The sequence below is a fragment of the Streptomyces sp. CC53 genome (assembly GCF_001865245.1).
Taxonomy (GTDB): Bacteria; Actinomycetota; Actinomycetes; order Streptomycetales; family Streptomycetaceae; genus Streptomyces.
In genome coordinates, this window is sequence record NZ_MKXB01000157.1 from 65740 (window position 1) to 84612 (window position 18873).

Consider the following 18873-nt stretch of genomic DNA (forward strand, 5'->3'; position numbering starts at 1 on the left):
GCCAGGACGCGGACGTCTGCGCGCGGGTCGTCCTCGTAGACGACCAGGTCCGCCGGGGCGCCCTCGTCGAGGCCGGGGCGCCCCAGCCAGGCGCGGGCCCCCCAGCTCGTGGCGGACAGCGCGGCCAGGGGAGGGATGCCCGCGGTGACCAGCTCCCCGACCTCGTCGGCCACCAGCCCGTGGGCCAGCGAACCACCCGCGTCCGTGCCGACGAACACGGGGATCCCCGCGTCGTACGCGGCGCGGACCGTGTCGTACCGGCGGGCGTGGAGCCTGCGCATGTGGTCCGCCCAGCGCGGGAACTTGCCCTCGCCGCCCGCCGCGAGGTGCGGGAACGTGGCGATGTTCACGAGCGTGGGCACGATGGCGACACCCCGCTCCGCGAACAGCGGGATCGTGTCCTCCGTCAGCCCCGTGGCGTGCTCGATGCAGTCGATGCCCGCCTCGACGAGGTCCCGCAGGGAGTCCTCGGCGAAGCAGTGCGCGGTGACCCGGGCGCCCAGCCGGTGCGCCTCCGCGATGGCGGCCTCCACCTCGGCCCGGGGCCAGCAGGCGCTGAGGTCGCCGGCCTCGCGGTCGATCCAGTCACCGACGAGCTTCACCCAGCCGTCGCCCCGCCGCGCCTCGCGCCCGACGTAGGCGACCAGGTCCGCGGGCTCGATCTCGTGCGCGTAGTTGCGGATGTACCGGCGGGTGCGGGCGATGTGCCGACCCGCGCGGATGATCTTCGGCAGGTCGTCGCGGTCGTCGATCCAGCGGGTGTCCGCCGCCGACCCGGCGTCCCGGATCAGCAGCGTGCCCGCGTCACGGTCGGTGAGGGCCTGCTTCTCGCTGGTCTCGGCGTCGACCGCGCCGTGGGCGTCGAGGCCGACGTGGCAGTGGGCGTCCACCAGCCCGGGCAGGGCCCAGCCGGTCACGGTCCTGACGTCGTCCGCGAGCGCCGGCCGGCTGTAGGTGACCCGGCCGTCGACGACCCACAGCTCGTCCCGTACGTCCTCCGGGCCGACGAGCACCCGCCCCTTCACATGCAGCACCATGCGATCGCTCATGCCCTGCACTGTACGGCGGCGGCACCGGCCGCAGGGCACCGCGGACCGGACATCCCCGCGCTCACGGGGACGCGGCGCCCGCAGCCCGCGGAAGGGGCACGGGCGACCGCGGCGGCACGGGGACCGGCGGCGTTCCCGCGATGGCGGGGGCGGTACCGGTGAGCGCCTCCAGCAGGGCCTGGAGCGGCGGGGTGAGCGCGCCCGCCCGCACGGCCAGCGAGACCGGCACGCGGGCCGCCGGCAGGGCGCGGAAGGCGAGCCTGCGGTCCCGCGGCAGTGCGTCGGCGGGGTGGAACACCGTCCACGACGGCTCCCCTGCGCTCGCGACGTCCGCGAGGGTGGCGTCGAGCGTGGTGAAGGCCGGGCCGGGCGTCCAGTCGGGCACGGCGGCCGCGATCAGGTCGTGCAGCGCCGGGTTCGCCTCCCGGGGGACGAGCCGCAGCGGCAGCCGTGCCAGCGCGCGGGGGCACGGGTCGCCGCCGTGGGCGGCCAGCGGGTGGTCGGCGGGGAGGGCCACGATCAGCGGCTCCGTCCAGACCGGGTGCAGCGCCAGGCCGTCCGCGCGCCGCACGAGGCGTACCAGCGAGGCGTCGAAGGTACCGGAGCGCACCGCCGCCAGGCGGGCCTCCTGCGGCGCGCGTTCCAGCCGCACGCGGAGCCGCGGCCGGTGGGCGGACAGGGTGCCGAGCGCGCGGTACACCCGGTCGGCGAAGGCGCGGCTGGTGCCCAGCCGCACCAGTCCGTCGGTGCCGGCGGCGATCCCGGCCGCGGTGCGGCGGACCGCCGCCGCGGCGGCCAGGGCGGCGCGGGCCTCGGGCAGCAGCCCCTCGCCTGCGGCCGTGAGCCGGAGCGGCCCGCCGCCGTACCGGCCGTCACCCCGGCCGCCGTGCTCGTCGCCGTGCCCACCGTCACACCGGCCACGCTGCCCGCCGCCGTGCTCGTCGCCGGCGGGCGTGAAGAGCGTGAGGCCCAACTCGCCCTCCAGCGCCTCGATCTGGCTCGCCACCAGGAAGCTGCTCCGGTGCAGCCGCCTGGCCGCCCGCCCGAGCCCGAGCTCCTCGGCGACGGCGACGAAGTACTCCAACTGACGCAGTTCCACGACCGCAGCCACCCGCCCCTCATTGAGCGTCCTCGATCACACCCCGGTACCGCACGGGTCAACCTCCGGGCGGTACCGGGTTCTTCCCCATGTGTACGTACGGAGGACCGCTTTCCGCACAACGGCACGCGGAACCGGCTCCCGGCCGGGAGGGGCGCGCCCCCCGGCGGGGACCTCACCGCCGCCCAGGAGCGGGGACCGGTCGTTCGCAGGGACCGGCCCGCCGGTGGCCGCCCTCACCGCCGCCCGCGAGCGGGCCCCGACACGGGAGGACCGGGGCAGGCCCTGGAGCGGAGACCCGTGGGGCTCGGCGGGCATGGCCATCCGAGCAAGGCCCGGCGAGGGGCGGTGGCAGGCCCCGGAGCGGAGACCGGTGGGGCTCGGCGGTGCCTCCGGCGCGGGCCTCGGCGCGGAACCCCACGCCCGGTGAACGGCCCGCCCCGGGGCGCGGGCCGGGCCGCAGCGCCACCGGCACCCGACCGCCCGTGCACCACCCTGCGGGGCCGCGCTCCGGTGCCCGCCGGCCGGAGCGGCAGCCGTAGCGGCAGTGGGGTGCCCGGCAGCCGCGGTGCGGCAGCCACACCGCAGGAACCACAGCGTCACGGCGGACCGACCGACAGCGCGCAGCGGCACGACGGAGGGTTCGGTGGAACCGGGCTCGTCAATCATCGGGGAACGCGGCGGGAAATCGCGGCTGCCGATATTCGGGATCAGCCTCAGAAGCGACTCTTCACGCGAATTCCCCTTCTCATTCGCAATCACTACCCCTATGCTTCTGCCCCGCTTCCCTGATCCTAAACGCCAAGATTTCGATACGATTCAGGAAGCAATTCGGTTACTTGTCAAGGGCGTTACGACTATGTGACCAAGCCCACATAGCACCCCGTTTGCCCGGATTTTCCCACCCATATCGGTCATCCTCTCGTACTTTCGGCGAGGCGTCGCGCCCGCGTGATAGCACAGGACACGCTGTCACCCAAGACCCCGGCCCCGTGCAATCGAAGAAATTGCTGGGTAAATTCACTATGCATGACCGCCGCACAAGCAGACCTTGCACGTGCCCATCAGGAAATCCCCGGCATTCTGATCGACAGCCCCCGAGTGGAGGACGGAGCCGCGATCTGGCGCATCGCCCGCGACTCCCGGGTCCTGGACCTCAACTCCTCCTACAGCTACCTGCTGTGGTGCCGTGACTTCGCCGCCACGTCGCTCGTGGCCCGCGAGTCCCCCGGCGGGGAGCCCGTCGCCTTCGTGACCGGCTACGTCCGGCCCGACCGCCCCGGCACCCTCGTGGTGTGGCAGGTGGCCGTCGACCACGGCCACCGCGGCCGCGGGCTCGCCGCCGGGCTCCTGGAGGCCCTGGCCTCCCGGCTGGCCGACCGGGGCGTCCACACCGTGGAGACGACGGTCACCCCGGACAACGTGCCGTCCGACCGCCTCTTCACGGCGTTCGCCGAGCGGCGCGGGGCGTCGCTGGAGCGCCGGGTCCTCTTCGACGGGGGACTGTTCCCCGAGGGCGCGCACGAGCCCGAGGTCCTCTACCGCATCACGCCGATCGCTCCCGCGGCCTGACGTCGCCGCGGCCCGGCGCCGAGACGCCCCGCCCGGGCCCGCCTCCCGGCCGGTCCCCCGCACGGCCCCACGACCGATCCCCGACCCCCATCCTCTTCTCTCCCTCCTGGAGTGACTGCTGTGACCATCACCCCGCCTGCCCTCAGCGTCTTCGAGAGCCTTGAGTCGGAGGTGCGCAGCTACTGCCGCGGCTGGCCGGCCGTGTTCGACCGCGCGCAGGGCGCACGGCTCACCGACGAGGACGGCGGCAGCTACCTCGACTTCTTCGCCGGCGCAGGATCGCTCAACTACGGGCACAACAACCCGGTCCTGAAACGCGCGCTCCTCGACTACCTGGAACGCGACGGCATCACCCACGGCCTGGACATGGCGACCACCGCGAAGCGGGCGTTCCTGGAGACGTTCCAGAACGTGGTGCTCCGGCCGCGCGACCTGCCGTACAAGGTGATGTTCCCCGGCCCGACGGGCACCAACGCGGTCGAGGCCGCGCTGAAGCTGGCCCGCAAGGTCAAGGGGCGCGAGTCGATCGTGTCGTTCACCAACGCCTTCCACGGCATGTCGCTGGGCTCCCTCGCCGTGACCGGCAACGCCTTCAAGCGGGCGGGCGCCGGCATCCCGCTGGTGCACGGCACGCCGATGCCCTTCGACAACTACCTGGACGGCCAGGTGCCGGACTTCCTGTGGTTCGAGCGCCTGCTGGAGGACAGCGGCTCGGGTCTGAACCGCCCCGCCGCCGTGATCGTGGAGACGGTGCAGGGCGAGGGCGGCATCAACGTGGCGCGGCCCGAGTGGCTGCGTGCGCTCGCCGAGCTGTGCCACCGCCGCGACATGCTCCTGATCGTCGACGACATCCAGATGGGCTGCGGCCGCACCGGCGGCTTCTTCTCCTTCGAGGAGGCGGGCATCCAGCCGGACATCGTGACGCTCTCCAAGTCGATCAGCGGCTACGGGCTGCCGATGTCGCTGTGCCTGTTCAAGCCGGAGCTCGACGTGTGGGGCCCGGGCGAGCACAACGGCACCTTCCGCGGCAACAACCCGGCCTTCGTCACGGCCACGGCGGCGCTGGACGCCTACTGGGCCGACGGCGGCATGGAGAAGCAGACCGAGGCCCGCGGCGAGCAGGTCGAGCAGGCCCTGCTGACCATCTGCGACGAGAACTCCGCGCTCGGCGCCCACTACCGGGGCCGCGGCCTCGTGTGGGGCCTGGAGTTCTCCGACAAGGACCGGGCGACGCGGATCTGCCGGCGCGCCTTCGAGCTGGGGCTGCTGCTGGAGACGTCCGGTCCGGAGAGCGAGGTCGTGAAGCTGCTCCCGCCGCTGACCGTGACCCCCGACGAGCTGGACGAGGGGCTGCGCACGCTGGCCCGCGCGGTCCACGAGACGGCCTGACCCGCCGACCGCACCGGCCGGGTCGACCCAACGGAAAGGACGAACACGTGATCATCCGATCACTGAAGGACATCGAGAACACCGAGCGCCACGTGCGGTCGGCGTCCGGCACCTGGGAGAGCAAGCGGATCGTGCTCGCCCGGGAGAAGGTCGGCTTCTCGCTGCACGAGACCGTGCTGTACGCGGGCACCGAGACCTCCATGTGGTACGCGAACCACGTCGAGGCCGTGCTGTGCGTCGAGGGCGAGGCGGAGCTGACCGACCACGAGACGGGCGAGACGCACTGGATCGAGCCGGGCACGATGTACCTGCTCGACGGCCACGAGAAGCACACTCTGCGCCCCAAGACCGACTTCCGCTGCGTGTGTGTCTTCAACCCGCCGGTGACGGGACGTGAGGACCACGACGAGAACGGTGTGTATCCCCTGCTGACGGAGGAGGACTGAGCAACATGGAGGACCTGTACCCGACGCGCGGCACGACCGAGGTCCTGACGGCCCGCCGTGACCCGGTGGTCTGGGGTCCACTGGACACCGACCTGGAGTCGTACGAACGGGACGGCTTCCTCGCGATCGAGGACCTGCTGACGGACGAGGAGGTCGCGGTCTACCGCGGCGAACTCGACCGGCTGATCGCCGACCCGGCGATCAGGGCGGACGAGCGGTCGATCATCGAGCCGAAGTCGCAGTCCGTACGGTCCGTGTTCGAGGTGCACCGCATCAGCGACGTCTTCGCCAAGCTGGTGCGGGACGAGCGGGTGGCGGGCATGGCCCGCCGGATCCTCGGCTCCGAGGTGTACGTCCACCAGTCGCGCATCAACGTGAAGCCGGGCTTCGGCGCCTCGGGCTTCTACTGGCACTCCGACTTCGAGACCTGGCACGCCGAGGACGGCCTGCCGCGCATGCGGACGGTGTCGGTGTCCATCGCGCTGACGGAGAACCACGACACCAACGGCGGCCTGATGATCATGCCGGGCTCGCACCGGACGTTCCTGGGCTGCGAGGGCGCGACGCCGAAGGACAACTACAAGAAGTCGCTGCAGATGCAGGACGCGGGCACCCCGTCGGACGAGGCGCTGACGCAGCTCGCCGACGCGCACGGCATCCGGCTGTTCACCGGCCGGGCCGGCTCGGCGACGTGGTTCGACTGCAACGCGATGCACGGCTCGGGCGACAACATCACCCCGTACCCGCGCAGCAACGTCTTCATCGTGTTCAACAGCGTGGAGAACACGGCGGTAGAGCCCTTCGCCGCCCCCGTCCGCCGCCCGGAGTTCATCGGGGCGCGGGACTTCACTCCGGTGGACTGACCCCACCCGCCGGGGTCCCGGGGTCGCACCCCGGAACGACACCGCATCGGGACGCGGGACCACGTCGCGTGCGGTGGTGTCCTCGCGGGCCCGGCGTCCCGCGGTCCGCGCAGCGGGGCGGGGGCGTCCCGCCCGTACGGACGCGTGGTGCGGTCCGGCCGGCTGTGCCCGGGGTCCGGGGAGTCCCCCCGGACCCCGGGCACAGCCGTGTCGTGTGCCGGGGCGGGCGCCCTGGTTCAGCCGGCCAGCACCGCCAGGGCCCGCTCCACGTCCGCGTCCCCGTTGTAGAGGTGGAACGCGGCCCGCAGGTTCCCGTCGCGGGCGGCGGTGAGGATCCCGGCCGCCGCCAGCTCCGGTTGGCGTGCCCCGAGCCCCGGCACGGCGACGATCGCGGAGTCGCCGGCGACGGGCTCGTACCCGAGCCCGGCCAGTCCGCTGCGGAAGCGGGCGGCGAGGACGGTGGCGTGGGCGTTGACGGTGTCGATCCCGATCTCGTCGAGCAGCGTCAGCGACTGCTCCGCCCCGTGGTACGCGTGGAAGACGGGGCCCTCGTCGAACCGCCGCGCCCCGGCGGCGAAGCGCTGCACCGGGCCGTAGCAGTCGTACGGCTCCTCGCCCGCGAACCAGCCGGCGTGCAGGGGGACCAGGGGCTCCTGGGCCTCTTCGGTCACCGTGAGGAAGACCGCGCCGCGCGGGCACAGCAGGAACTTGTAGGCGCCGGTGACCGTGTAGTCGTACGCCCCGGCGTCCAGCGGCAGCCAGCCCGCCGACTGGGTGGCGTCGAGCAGGGTGCGGGCGCCGTGTGCGGCGGCGGCCTGCCGGACGGCGGCCAGGTCGGCGACCCTGCCGTCGGCGGACTGCACGGCGGAGAAGGCGACGAGTGCCGTGCCGGGCCGGACCGCGTCGGCCAGCGCGTCGAGCGGAGCCGACCGGGTCTTCAGGTCGCCGCGCACCGTGAAGGGGCTGATGAGGGAGCTGAAGTCGCCTTCCGGATACAGCACTTCGGCGCCCGCCGGCAGTGACGCGGCGATGAGTGCCACGTGGGCGCTCACGGTGGCGCCGAGGGCGACCCGGTCCGGTCCGACGCCCGCGAGCCGGGCGAAGAGCGCGCGGGCGGCCTCGATCGAGGCGTGGCTGCCGAGCCCGTCCGGCCGCCCCGCGGCGTTCTGGTCGGCGAGGGCCTTCACCGCCTCGACGGTACGGCGCGGGAGCAGTCCGCAGCCGGCGGTGTTCAGGTACGTGTGCGGTGACGCGAACTCCGCGCCGCCGAGGGGGGTCAAGGCATCCATACGGACACCTTGCAGTGAACCCGAACCCTCGTCAATTGCGCCACTTCAAGCGTTTCACCCAAGGATGACTTATGGATCCGGGGTGGCTCGTGCCTCCGCCGGAAGCGCCGTCGCGCGTACCGCGGCTCTCACCGGCGCCTGCCCGCACGGGGGGCCGCTCTCGCCCTCGGGCCTCCCCCGGTTCCACTCCCTCGATCCTCCCCGAGCCCGTCGGCACCCCAGGCGCCGCGCGGGCGGTTCACCGGCTGATGAAGAGGACCGATCGGAAGTGGGTCGGCGCCTGATGGGCGGGGTCCAGGAACTCCACCACCTCCTCGGCGCGACAGTCCGTCCCCCTGTGCAGAACGGCGACCCTGTCGGTGTGGTTGGTCGGCTCGTTCGCCGTACCGGGCGTGTTGTAGCAGCGGCCGTCCTGAGGAGCGTTCAGCACATGGCCGTATCCGGCGACCCGGTAGACGAAGGTCCCTTGGACGGCCTGAGCGGAAGACGGGAGTCCGGCGCAGAGCGTGGCCGTACACACCGCGGTGACCAGCATCCTTCCGAAGTTCTTCATGAACTCGCCCCTGTCGTCGACGTTTGCGCGGAAAGGCCGGGTCAGTATCGCCGCTCGGATGCGGCAGCGCAGGGGACGTCACTCTTACGGCGACGGAGGAAACGATCCTCTCTCATCCCCCGGGATGATCCTGGCCCCTGGAAGGCCCCGTGAGGTCTCCGGCGGCCGCCCTGTCCGCACATGGCCTCCCGAGGCCCACCCGGGTCTGCCCGGAACAGAGGGCAAAGGCACTCCGAAGGACCGTTCGACACCCGTGAGGGGGCGCCCCGGCGGCCCCGCCGGCGGCGCCGCCCGCCTCAGGGCTGCTCGCGGCGGCCGTCGATCCGGCGCGGGAGGCCCAGGGGGTTGGCGTCGTGCAGCTCCTGCGGCAGGAGGGCCTCCGGGGTGTTCTGGTAGGTGACGGGACGCAGCCAGCGCTCGATGGCGGTGGCGCCGACGGACGTGGACGTCGACGTGGTGGCCGGGTAGGGGCCGCCGTGGTGCTGGGCGGCGGCGACGGCCACGCCGGTGGGCCAGCCGTTGACGAGGACGCGGCCCGCCACGGACGTCAGCTCGGCCAGCAGCGCGGCGGCGCCTCCGGCACCCAGCTGCTCCTCCTGCGACATGTGGACGGTGGCCGTCAGATTGCCGGGGAGCCGGGAGACGACGGCCTGGACGTCGGCGTCGGAGTCGTACCGGGCGACGACCGTGACCGGGCCGAAGCACTCCTCCAGCAGCAGGTCGTGCGGGCCCTCGGCGGCGAGGCGAGCGGCCGGGACGGTCAGGAAGCCCGCCCCCACGGTGCGGTCGGTGTCGCCGGCGCCCGGGGCCACCGGCGCCGTCACGTCCGGCAGCGCGGCCCGCTCGGCGACGCCCTTGACGAAGGTCTCCCGCATGCGCGCGTCGAGGAGCACGCCGTCCGCGACGTCCCCCACCGCTTCCGACAGGGACGACACCAGCCGGTCGCCCGGCTCGCCGGACGGCACCAGCACCAGGCCGGGCTTGACGCAGAACTGGCCGCAGCCCAGCGTCATGGAGCCGGCCAGGCCCCGGCCGATCTCGGGCGCGCGTTCCGCCGCCGCGGCCTCGGTGACCACCACCGGGTTCAGGGAACCCAGTTCGCCGTGGAACGGGATGGGCACCGGGCGGGCGGCGGCCGCATCGAACAGCGCCCGGCCGCCCCGGACCGACCCGGTGAAGCCGGCGGCCGCGACGAGCGGGTGGCGGACCAGCTCGACCCCCGCGTCGAAGCCGTGCACCAGACCGACGACGCCCTCCGGCAGGCCGTGCTCGGCCGCCGCCCCGCGCAGCACCGCCGCGACCGCCTCCGACGTGCCCGGGTGGTCCGGGTGGGCCTTGACGACCACCGGGCAGCCCGCGGCCAGGGCGCTGTCGGTGTCGCCGCCCGCCACCGAGAAGGCGAAGGGGAAGTTGGAGGCGGCGTAGACGGCGACGACGCCCAGCGGGACCTTGTACCGCCGCAGGTCCGGGACCGGCGGGGGGGCCGCGCATCCGGGTGATCGATGATCACATCCAGGAACGCGCCCTCGTCGACGACGTCCGCGAAGGAGCGCAGTTGGTAGCAGGTGCGGGCGAGTTCGCCCGTCAGCCGCGGGAGCCCCAGGGCGGTCTCGGCGTCGGCCTCGGCGGCCAGCCGGTCCCGGGCCTCCTCCAGCCGGTCCGCCGCGGTGCGCAGGAAGGCGGCCCGCACGGCGCGGTCGGCGAGCGGCGACCGGGCCGTGTGTGCGGCCCGTACGGCCTCGTCGACGTCCGCGGGGGCCGCCTCGACGGCGACCTGCGCCCGCTGCTCCCCGGTCCTCGGATCGACACTCCAGACGTGTGCTGCTGACACCGCGGCGTCCTCTCGGGCTGCTCGGCTGTTCGCTATTCTGAACGGAGTTCCTGATGATGAACCACCGGAACTCTATGGACGGGCGTCTGAAGGGGTCAAGAGCGATGTCTGCGACCGAATCCGCCGGAGGGCCGGTCAAGTCGGCCGTGCGCACGGTGGAGCTGCTGGAGTACTTCGCCGGCAGCCCCGGCATGCACGCGCTCACCGCCGTGCAGGAGGCCGTCGGATACCCCAAGTCCAGCCTGTACATGCTGCTGCGCACCCTGGTGGAGCTCGGCTGGGTGGAGACCGACGCGACCGGCACCCGGTACGGCATCGGCGTGCGGGCCCTGCTCGTGGGCGCCTCGTACATCGACGGCGACGAGACCGTGGCCGCCGCCCGCCCCGCGCTCGACCGGCTCTCCGACGACCCCACCGAGACCGTCCCCCTGGCCCGGCTCGACGGCACCAGCGTGGTCACCCTCGCCACCCGCCGCGCCCAGCACCACCTGCGCCCCTCCACCCGGGTGGGCCGCCGCCTGCCCGTCCACTCCACCGCGCTCGGCAAGGTCCTGCTGGCGGGGCTCGGGGACGACCGGGTCCGTGCGCTGCTGCCGGAGGCCCTCCCCCCGTACACGCCGCACACGATCACGGACCGGGAACGGCTCGTCGAGGAACTGACGGCCGTACGGGAGCTCGGGTACGCCGTGGACCGCGAGGAGAACACGCTCGGGCTGCGCTGCCTCGCCGTCACCGTGCCCTCGCGCAGCCCCGCCCGGGACGCCCTCAGCTGCTCCGTGCCGGCGGCCCGGCTCACCCCCGGCCACGAGCAGCGCATCAGGGACGCCCTGCTCGACGCCCACGACCGGCTGACGCTCGCGACCCGCCTGCTCTGACCCCCGGTCGCGTTCCCGGCTGCCGACGACGGGCACCTTCGCCGTCCCCGGCCGCCTCGCCCCCTTCACGACCCTGCGCGCCTCCTAGCAGCTCTTTGTTCCTCCTGCACCCATTCGTTCCCCTTCGCGCACACAAGCGTGCCCCTTCGCCTCCCTGCATCCTGTTTCACCGCTCCCGACTCCCCACGCGGGCCACCCTGGAGACAGGGCAGCCTCGGCCCGCAAGTCGGGGTCGGGCATGGGCTGTTGGGCCACGGGGTGATAAGCAGGGGGTGGGCGGCGCGGCGCGTCCACCGGCGAGCGCGAGCCCGCGCCGCGAGGCGAGCCGCCGCCCCTGCACTCCCGCCGCACCCCCCGCCGATCCTCTGGAGGCCCCGCGATGCCCGCCCGCGACCCGTTCCGGTTCCGCCCCCGCTCCGCGTCCGGCTGGACCATGGCGGTGTTCGGACTGCTGGCGACGTCGCTGGGCGTGGTCGGGCTCCTCTCGCCCGACGCCCTGCTGGCGGCCATGGGCTTCACCCCGGTGCCCGACGGGCAGCGGGCGGACGGCGACCACACCCTGGTCTTCCTGACCGCCTCGTCGATGGCGGCGGTCAACATGGGCGTGTACTACCTGCTCGCGGCACTGGCCGACTGGCGGGCCTTCTACCGCTGGACGGTGCCGTTCCGGCTGCTGACCTGCGCCGTGTTCACGGCCGCAGTGATCGCGGGGCGCGCGCCCGCCGGGTTCCTGGGCGTGGGCCTGTGGGAGGGACTGGGCGCGGTGGCGACGTGGGCGGCGCTGCGGTACGACGACCGCCGCCACGTCCCGGCCGCGTAGCGCCCGAGCGGGACCGGCCCCTGCGCTCCGGAGCGGCCCGCCCCGCTCCGCCGCGTCGGGGCCGGGCCGGGGCGGGCTCTCCCGGACGGGCCCACGCCGGAGGCGGGAAGCTCTCAGGCCCCCGGCGGATCACCCGGGGGCCTGAGAGCCGTACGCCTAGCTACGCCGCCGCACGACTCAGCCGGTACGCACGGCGAACCCGCACCACGCGGTCCACTCCGAGGCCGCCGGGCCGTCCTGGACGCGCACGCGCCAGCGGCAGTCACCGTCGCCCAGGGCGTCCTGCGGCACCTGGAGCGCGGCGTTCTGGCTGGTCGCGCTGACCAGCTGCCGGCGCAGCACACGGGTGCCGTCCGTCTGCTCGACTTCGAACACCACCCGGCGGCCGGGCTCCGGCGCGCCGGGCTTCTCCACCGTGCCGGGCGGTGCGACGGACTCCAGCGTCGCCGCCAGGGTCGCCGAGCCGGCCGTCACGAGCGGCTTCTGCGGCGCTGCGCAGAACTGGAACCCCGCGTACGGGCCGTCGGAGATCCGCGGGTTGTCGGGAGTCTTCAGCCGGACACCTTCTGCGGCCTGCCCGGTGCTTCGGCGAGGACCCGGCCCGGCTCTACCGGGACGGGCACGGTCCGGAGACCGTCTCCGTGGGCATCGGCTCCTGCCACCCCGGGCCGACGGCGGTGTGGATGCCCCCGCTCCGGCCCACCCCCGCCGCTGCCCGGCGCTTCCACGCGGCGCTCACCGCCGACGGCGTCGGGCACGGTCGTCCACGGTTCCCCGCCAAGGCCCGTCTGCGGCGGGACCTGTCGTCGGCGCGGACACTCGGGTACGCCCCGCGGAACGACGCCGAGGGGTACGCGGCCGAAGCCCCTCACGGAGGGGTACGCGGCCGAGCTCCTCGCGGAGGGGGGGGTGAACCGGACGACGCGGATCTTGACCGGGCGCACGTGGCGGGCGCTTCTGCACCGTGCCTGACAGGCGGCCCCACTGACGGGAACGGGTCCGGCCGGGCTGCTCGGGGGGTTCGGCCCGGCCGGACCTGCGGCGCGGGGGCGGTGCACCCACGGGGGACAGACACATCCACACCCGCGTCGCATGCGACCCTAGAGGCCCGGGCGGCGGCACTTGATCCACTTCACGCGGTACCCGGTCCGCAAAGCGCGACAGGTCGAAGCACACGGGGCGTACGGAAGAGCGCCCCTGCCCGCGCGCGCACGGCGGCCACGCAGCCGCAGTACGCCGGCGGGCCCGGGCGGTACGGTCCGGGGGCGTGCGGCCCTCCGGGCGTACGGCCCACGGGCGTGCGGCTCCTCTTAGTGGTGCGGCGCCGTCCCCGCCTGCCGGGGCGCGGGCGGCTCGGACGTCAACGGGCGGGGGGCCGCGCCTGGAGGGTCTGTGACGGGGCCTCACCGAACCGGCCGCGGTAACTCGCCGCGAACCGGCCCAGGTGCGTGAAGCCCCACCTCCACGCCACCTCGCTCACGGTGAGCCCGCCGCCCGGTTCGGCCGCGCGCAGTTCCGCGCGTACCCGCTCCAGCCGTATGTCGCGGACGTACCCCATCGGCGTGGTCCCCACGTGGGCGCGGAACGACTCCTGGAGCCGCCGGGCACTGACCCGGGCGAGGGCGGCCAGTTCGGTCGTGGTGAAGGGGTGCTCCGGCCGCTCCCGCACCGCGTCCATCACCCGCTTGACGGGGGCCGGGCGCAGCGGCGCGGCGGGCCGGTCGAGCTCGTCCCGGTACGGATGCCCGGCCGCCAGCAGCAGCCCGGTGAGCAGCGCGTCCTGCAGCGGCCGGGCCACCAGGGGATGCCCGGCGAGCCCCTGCGGGTCCCCCGCGTCGGCGGCGAGCCGCCGCACCATCGCCGCCCAGTCCCGTCCGTGGCCGTGCGTGAGGTCCAGCGCGGACGCGAGGGCGAGTCCGCGCCGCGGCACCTGCCCGAGCAGCTCCTCCAGCCGGCACCGCAGCGCGGCCGCCTCGATCTTCACGGCGACCACCCGGCAGTCCCCCGCCCAGCGGTCCACGACGACGCAGCCGGACGGGTTCAGCACCGTGCCGCTCTCCGGCGTCGCGACCAGTGCGGGTCCCCGGCCCTGCCGGAGTTCGAGCCGCCCGGTGAGCGGCACGTTCACGTGGTAGGCGCCGAGCTCCCCGAAGCGCATCCGCACGTCGGCGCCGCAGCGCATGTCGCCCACCACCAAGGGTCCGTACCGGACCGTGTCGAAGTGCGCCGCGAACCGCCGGCCCCCCGTTTCCCCGCCCCCCTCGATGACGTCCATGAAATTGGCGTAGAACCGCGCGGCGATCTCCCGGCGCGCCTCGTCCACGTCCCCCGTACGAAAAGTGGTCCTTCCAGTCACGGGTCGCCAGGGTAAGGGAACGGCAAAGCGGACCCGATCGTTACGCCTCACATGACAGCTATGACCCCAGGCTCGAACGTCCCCCTGTCCTCCGCGCGCGTGGTGGTCGACGTGTCCGCCCCGGTGCGGCTCGACGTGTCGGGCCTGCTGCTCACGCCCGCGGGCAAGGTGCGCTCCGACGGCGACTTCATCTTCTACAACCAGCCGTCGGGCCCCGGCGTCGGCTACCGGCCGGGCGGCGGCGCGGCGCCCGACGCGATCGCGGTCGACACCGCGGCGGTGCCGGCCGACATCGACAGGATCGTCGTCACCGCCAGTCCGGACGCGGCGGGCCAGACGTTCCAGGGCATCGAGCCGACGGCCACCCTGCGGGACGCCGACACCGGCACCGTCCTCGCGACGTTCACCCCGCCGCAGCTCGGTACGGAGACGGCGCTGGTCGTGATGGAGGTGTACCGGCGGGGCGGCGCGTGGAAGGCGCGTGCGGTGGGCCAGGGGTACGCGAACGGGCTGGCCGGGATCGCCACGGACTTCGGCGTGACGGTGGACGAGGCCCCGGCGGCCCCGGCGCCCGCCCCGCAGGCGCCGGCACCCGCCCCCGCTGCCGCCCCGGCGCAGGCTCCGAGCGCGGCCCCGGCGCCGGGCTCGGGCAAGATCAATCTGGACAAGGGCCGGGTGAACCTCCAGAAGAACCAGACGGTGTCGCTGGTCAAGGGCGGCCGCCCCCTGCTGTCCCAGGTGAGCATGGGCCTCGGCTGGGAGCCCGCGTACCGGGGCAAGGCCATCGACCTGGACGCGTCGGTCATCGCGTACGGGCCGCAGCGCAATCACCTGGACAGCTGCTACTTCGGCAAGCTGACCATCCTCGGCGGTGCCGTCCGGCACTCCGGTGACAACCTGACCGGCGAGGGCGCCGGGGACGACGAGGTCATCACGGTCGACCTGGGCCGCCTGCCGGCGGAGGCCACGGGCCTGGTCTTCACCGTGAACTCCTTCACGGGGCAGAAGTTCACGGAGGTGGCCAAGGCGTACTGCCGCCTCATGGACGCCGCGACGGGCGAGGAGCTGGTGCGCTTCGACCTCACGAGTGCCCAGCCGCAGACGGGCGTGATGATGTGCAAGCTGATCCGCCAGTTCTCCGGCGAATGGGAGATGACGGCACTCGGGGACTTCGTGAAGTCCCGCACGGTCCGCGGCATGGTGAAGCCGGGCGCCGAGGCGCTGTGAGGCGTTGCCCGGCCGGGGAGTCGCTCGGCCGGGCCGGGCGCGGCCCGGAGTGAACCGACGCGGGAGAGCGAGTCGAGGCGAGCCGGAGCGGGGCGGCCCACCTGGGGAGGGTGCGTTCGTCCGCTCCGGTTCGCTGTTCCGTTCCCGCCCGCGGGTCGCCGGCGCGGAGGCCGGGAGGTTCGGTGTGTCCCCCGGTTGACACGGGGGACCGCCCACCGCCCCTTCTAGGTGATGCCGTCGGCGTCGTTGATGTGGGTGATCGGTGGTGTCGCACCCGCCTGGCCGCCGTCGACGACGAGGAACGACGCGGCGGTCCGGTTGTTCTTGCGGGTGCAGGCGTCGTAGACGATCCGCCGCCTCCGGTTGGACGACGTCAGGTGGTAGGCGTGCTTGCCGACGAGGTCGCAGTGCCGGTAGACGACGACGCCGGGGTTCGTGTACGCGTGGGCGATCAGGCCGGGGCTGTGCGCCTGGAAGCCCAAGGCCGTGTCCGAGCACGAGTCGAAGACGATGTGCCCGGACCACCTGGACCGTATGACCTGGCTCCTCGCGTTGCGGAGTTCGAAGCGCACGGCGCGGACGCTGAGGTGCTGCACCGAGTCGTAGTGCCCGGCCGTCGGGAAGTGGAAGAACCTGCTGACGCCGCCGTCGGGCCGTTGGCCCTTGATGATGAAGCTGCCGCCGTCGACCCGGATGAACCCGCCCTTGTCGAAGCGGACGAAGTCCCCGTAGTCGTACTCGACCTTGCAGTCGCTGAACCAGTGGTTGAGGAACTGGTCCTGCTGCGCGTGGACCGGGGTCATCCCGGACCACAGGAAGGCCTTGTCGTAGCCTCCGTTGACGTGGCAGCCGGTGAACCTCATCTCCGAGTTGGTGTTGCTGTTCTCGGGCCCGTCGAGGCCGATGCCGTACTGCCAGCGGCCGCGCCATTCGCAGTTCGTCCAACCCCAGTCCTGGCAGGCGCCGGTGCTCGACGAGTACAAGTACCTCGCCTCCGGGTTCGTCGACCGGAAACTGCAGTCGTGCCAGCGGACGCCCATCCACCGGTCCTGGTTGACCAGGAGTGGCGCCGCGCCCGTCATCACGATCTCCGACGCCCGCTTGCCGTGACCGCGGATCGTCAACCCCTGCGCCCGCCCCCGGACCGGCCGCATGATGCTGTCCGAGACGCTGTAACTGCCGGAGATAAGGATCTCCGTCGTCGCCACCGGAACGCCTCCGCCGGCATCCGCCCGGAGCCCCTTGTCGACCGCGGCGAACATCTTCCGGAACGCCTCGGTCGCGTCCTTGCCGGGAACAGCGCCGAAGTCCTCAGGGCGGATCGTCGGCATCGCCATCACCTCCAGGCTGCATATGCCCGCGGGCGACAGCGCGGACGTGTGCAGGTGGCAGCGCTCGGTAGCGGTCGGGCGGCGCGTCGGCGCGAGAGCGGAATGTGTCTCTCCGGGCATTGCGAGCTCCCGGTCCCGCCGTCCCGCCCCCCTCGTGGGGGCGGGACGCGGCGGTCGACGCGCCTGCCCGCGGAGGGAGTGCCCCGCGGTGCGCCCCCGGCTGGTCGCCGGCGCGGGCCGCGCGCGGCGGCGTCCACCCGGCGCCCCGGCGCCGCACGGCGGAGCCCCGGAGGGCCCGCGGAGTGGCCGGGCAGTTCCTCGCCGACCGAGGCGCCCCTGCCGGACACCGTCGTCTCCGCGCCCACCGCCGCGCGGCTGCCCGGCGGCCCCGACCGGCCCGTGCCCGCGAGGGCGCGCCGGAGGTGACCCCGCACCCCACCGGGCACACGTGGTGAGGCGGCCCGCCTAGGCCCCGGTCAGGCGCGGGAGCGTGCCTTGAACGCGGCCTTCCGCGCGTCCTTCGCCAGGCGCCGGTCCCGGTGCAGGCGCCCCACGGCCTCCAGCACCTCCGCGGTCGCGGGGTGGTCCACCCGCCACGCCTGCTCGAAGAAGCCGCTGTGCCGGCCGGTCAGCCCCTCGATCAGGTCCGTCAGCTCCGACAGGTCCCCGTCCGCGGCCAGTTGGGCCGCGATCGTGTCGACCGTCAGCCAGAACACCATCTCCTCCGGCGGCGCGGGCACCGAGGACGCCCCCCGCTCGACGAGCCACACCCGGGCGAGCCCGCCGAGTTCGGGGTCGTCCAGCACCTCCCGCACCGCGGGCTCGGCGTCCGCGCCGACCAGCGCCAGGGCCTGCTGGCAGTGCAGCCGTCGCAGCGGGCCGGCGGCGTCGGCGCCCTTCGCCCCGGCGAGCAGCTCCCGGGCCGCCGCCAGCGGGGCCCGGCGGGCCAGCCACAGCTCGGTCTCCGCGCGGGCCGCGTCCTGCGGGAACGCCGCCACGGCGGTGAGCAGCGCGGCGGCGTCCCGCTCGGCGAGGTCGCCGACGGCCGGGGCGTCGACGCCCGACTCCAGCAGCCGGCTGCGGATGCCGTACAGCCCGAGCGGGGTCAGCCGGACGAGGCCGTAGCGTGCGACGTCCTCGTCGTCCACGTCGGGCGCCCCGGCGGCTCCGGCGTCCGGTTCCTGCGCGTCCTCGCCGAGCAGGGCCTCGTCGACCGGCCGGTACTCGACGACTCCCATCGGCTCCAGCAGCCGGAACTGGTCGTCGAGCCGCATCATCACCTCCGACACCTGCTCCAGGACGGCGTCGGAGGGCTCACCCATGTCGTCGGGCGGGACGACCATCGACGCGGCGAGAGCGGGCAGTGGCACGGGGGCGTCCCCGGAGCCGCCTTCCGCGACGGTGAGCAGGTACAGGTTGGCGAGGACGCCGTCCAGGAACTCGGCTTCCGCTTCGGGGTCCCAGTCCAGGGCCTCGAAGTCGATCTCCCCGTCCTCGCCGACGAGACCGGTGAGGGCCTCGGGATCGTCGAAGAAGGGGGTGGCGGCGTCGGCGCAGACGGTCTCCAGGCCGTCCAGCCAGAGGCCGAGCACGTCGCGGGGGGCGCCGCCGGTCACCAGCGGCAGCATCCCGCCGGGCTCGACGGTGCCCTCCTCGTCCGCCTCCGCGCCGGCCTCCGGGTCGCGGACGGTGACGAGCCCCGTGTCGACGGCGACCCGCCACGCCTCGCTGGCATCGGCCTCGCCGTCCTCGTCGTCCGGCAGGCCCAGCACGCTCGCGGCCTCGGCCAGTTGCGCGTCGACGAGTTCGCCGCCCGCGCCGACCCGCGTGGCCGGCCCCGCCCAGCGGGCGAGCCGTACCGCGCGGGTCAGCAGCGGTGCGGCCAGGGCGTCCCGGGCCAGTACGGCGTCCGAGGGCAGCCGCACCGGCGGCAGGGGCGGGGGGCTTGCGGGCATCAGGGACTCTCCTCGGGGCACGTCGGCGTGCGGGCGCGCCGACCGCACGCGTACGGCCGCGCATCACCCCCCACGCAGGCGCGGATGGGCCAAACGGATCCCAGCGTAGACGCATTCGAGGGCATCTCCGACGGTTCATCCGTCTGTCAGGCCCACTACACCCGCAAGCCCTTGACAAGTTGGGGGCTCTGACCGGAGATTGACGCGCGTAGAGCGGC

Annotated in this window: 15 protein-coding genes and 1 pseudogene; 7 read left to right on the forward strand and 9 right to left on the reverse strand. The window is 74.0% G+C overall.

Going from position 1 to position 18873, the window contains the following annotated elements:
* Together BJP40_RS18070 and BJP40_RS18075 are read right to left on the reverse strand one after the other, a co-directional pair.
* A partial coding sequence (locus tag BJP40_RS18070; RefSeq protein ID WP_071281308.1) for an amidohydrolase family protein occupies window positions 1–1049 on the reverse strand: 1049 nt, incomplete at its 3' end.
* Between the two features lie 61 nt (window positions 1050–1110).
* The gene (locus BJP40_RS18075; RefSeq protein ID WP_071281246.1) at window positions 1111–2160 is read right to left on the reverse strand and encodes a LysR substrate-binding domain-containing protein; all 1050 of its coding nucleotides are present in this window, start codon (window positions 2158–2160) and stop codon (window positions 1111–1113) included.
* Between the two features lie 1017 nt (window positions 2161–3177).
* Between BJP40_RS18075 and ectA the strand changes: the two genes are divergently transcribed.
* The 4 genes from ectA to thpD all read left to right on the forward strand — a co-directional run bounded on the left by ectA (window position 3178) and on the right by thpD (window position 6418).
* Complete coding sequence (gene ectA, locus BJP40_RS18080) at window positions 3178–3720, forward strand: diaminobutyrate acetyltransferase (RefSeq protein ID WP_175499857.1); 543 nt, start codon at window positions 3178–3180, stop codon at window positions 3718–3720.
* 120 nt (window positions 3721–3840) lie between these two features.
* Window positions 3841–5109 (forward strand): diaminobutyrate--2-oxoglutarate transaminase, encoded by a 1269-nt coding sequence (ectB, locus tag BJP40_RS18085; RefSeq protein ID WP_071268643.1) that lies wholly within the window; start codon window positions 3841–3843, stop codon window positions 5107–5109.
* Window positions 5110–5156: 47 nt separating this feature from the next.
* A complete protein-coding gene (locus tag BJP40_RS18090; RefSeq protein ID WP_071268644.1) occupies window positions 5157–5555 on the forward strand; it encodes an ectoine synthase in 399 nt (132 codons plus the stop codon).
* A gap of 5 nt (window positions 5556–5560) precedes the next feature.
* Entirely contained in the window at window positions 5561–6418 is an 858-nt protein-coding gene (thpD, locus tag BJP40_RS18095; RefSeq protein ID WP_071268645.1) for an ectoine hydroxylase, read from the forward strand.
* A gap of 236 nt (window positions 6419–6654) precedes the next feature.
* Here the strand turns inward: thpD and BJP40_RS18100 are convergent, their stop codons facing one another.
* The 3 genes and pseudogenes from BJP40_RS18100 to BJP40_RS18110 form a co-directional block, all read right to left on the reverse strand.
* Window positions 6655–7707, reverse strand: a complete 1053-nt coding sequence (locus tag BJP40_RS18100) for an aminotransferase class V-fold PLP-dependent enzyme (protein ID WP_071281247.1) — start codon at window positions 7705–7707, stop codon at window positions 6655–6657.
* 238 nt (window positions 7708–7945) lie between these two features.
* The gene (locus BJP40_RS18105; protein ID WP_143065967.1) at window positions 7946–8260 is read right to left on the reverse strand and encodes a hypothetical protein; all 315 of its coding nucleotides are present in this window, start codon (window positions 8258–8260) and stop codon (window positions 7946–7948) included.
* Between the two features lie 296 nt (window positions 8261–8556).
* Window positions 8557–10091, reverse strand: a pseudogene (locus BJP40_RS18110) (aldehyde dehydrogenase (NADP(+))).
* A gap of 104 nt (window positions 10092–10195) precedes the next feature.
* Between BJP40_RS18110 and BJP40_RS18115 the strand changes: the two are divergent.
* Together BJP40_RS18115 and BJP40_RS18120 are read left to right on the forward strand one after the other, a co-directional pair.
* Window positions 10196–10966, forward strand: coding sequence for an IclR family transcriptional regulator (locus BJP40_RS18115; protein ID WP_071281249.1), 771 nt, complete (start codon window positions 10196–10198; stop codon window positions 10964–10966).
* Window positions 10967–11345: 379 nt separating this feature from the next.
* Window positions 11346–11786: a hypothetical protein gene (locus BJP40_RS18120; protein WP_071281250.1), complete on the forward strand. Its 441-nt coding sequence runs from the start codon at window positions 11346–11348 to the stop codon at window positions 11784–11786.
* 177 nt (window positions 11787–11963) lie between these two features.
* Here the strand turns inward: BJP40_RS18120 and BJP40_RS18125 are convergent, their stop codons facing one another.
* Both BJP40_RS18125 and BJP40_RS18130 read right to left on the reverse strand, forming a co-directional pair.
* Complete coding sequence (locus BJP40_RS18125; protein WP_071281251.1) at window positions 11964–12260, reverse strand: hypothetical protein; 297 nt, start codon at window positions 12258–12260, stop codon at window positions 11964–11966.
* Window positions 12261–13146: 886 nt separating this feature from the next.
* A complete protein-coding gene (locus tag BJP40_RS18130) occupies window positions 13147–14142 on the reverse strand; it encodes an AraC family transcriptional regulator (protein ID WP_226962697.1) in 996 nt (331 codons plus the stop codon).
* Window positions 14143–14202: 60 nt separating this feature from the next.
* Between BJP40_RS18130 and BJP40_RS18135 the strand changes: the two genes are divergently transcribed.
* A complete protein-coding gene (locus BJP40_RS18135; protein WP_071281252.1) occupies window positions 14203–15369 on the forward strand; it encodes a TerD family protein in 1167 nt (388 codons plus the stop codon).
* Between the two features lie 224 nt (window positions 15370–15593).
* Here the strand turns inward: BJP40_RS18135 and BJP40_RS18140 are convergent, their stop codons facing one another.
* On the reverse strand, window positions 15594–16820 hold the full coding sequence (locus BJP40_RS18140; RefSeq protein WP_143065968.1) for a hypothetical protein: 1227 nt from the start codon (window positions 16818–16820) through the stop codon (window positions 15594–15596).
* A gap of 356 nt (window positions 16821–17176) precedes the next feature.
* Window positions 17177–18655 (reverse strand): hypothetical protein, encoded by a 1479-nt coding sequence (locus BJP40_RS18145; RefSeq protein ID WP_071281254.1) that lies wholly within the window; start codon window positions 18653–18655, stop codon window positions 17177–17179.
* Window positions 18656–18873 lie beyond the last annotated feature (218 nt).

Bases quoted from the DNA above. Each gene is read 5' to 3' on its own strand.
- ectA (WP_175499857.1), top strand. From the start codon at position 3,178: ATGACCGCCGCACAAGCAGACCTTGCACGTGCCCATCAGGAAATCCCC.
- BJP40_RS18115 (WP_071281249.1), top strand. From the start codon at position 10,196: ATGTCTGCGACCGAATCCGCCGGAGGGCCGGTCAAGTCGGCCGTGCGC.
- BJP40_RS18135 (WP_071281252.1), top strand. From the start codon at position 14,203: ATGACCCCAGGCTCGAACGTCCCCCTGTCCTCCGCGCGCGTGGTGGTC.
- BJP40_RS18105 (WP_143065967.1), bottom strand. From the start codon at position 8,260: ATGAAGAACTTCGGAAGGATGCTGGTCACCGCGGTGTGTACGGCCACG.
- BJP40_RS18145 (WP_071281254.1), bottom strand. From the start codon at position 18,655: ATGCCCGCAAGCCCCCCGCCCCTGCCGCCGGTGCGGCTGCCCTCGGAC.
- thpD (WP_071268645.1), top strand. From the start codon at position 5,561: ATGGAGGACCTGTACCCGACGCGCGGCACGACCGAGGTCCTGACGGCC.
- BJP40_RS18100 (WP_071281247.1), bottom strand. From the start codon at position 7,707: ATGGATGCCTTGACCCCCCTCGGCGGCGCGGAGTTCGCGTCACCGCAC.
- BJP40_RS18140 (WP_143065968.1), bottom strand. From the start codon at position 16,820: ATGCCCGGAGAGACACATTCCGCTCTCGCGCCGACGCGCCGCCCGACC.
- BJP40_RS18120 (WP_071281250.1), top strand. From the start codon at position 11,346: ATGCCCGCCCGCGACCCGTTCCGGTTCCGCCCCCGCTCCGCGTCCGGC.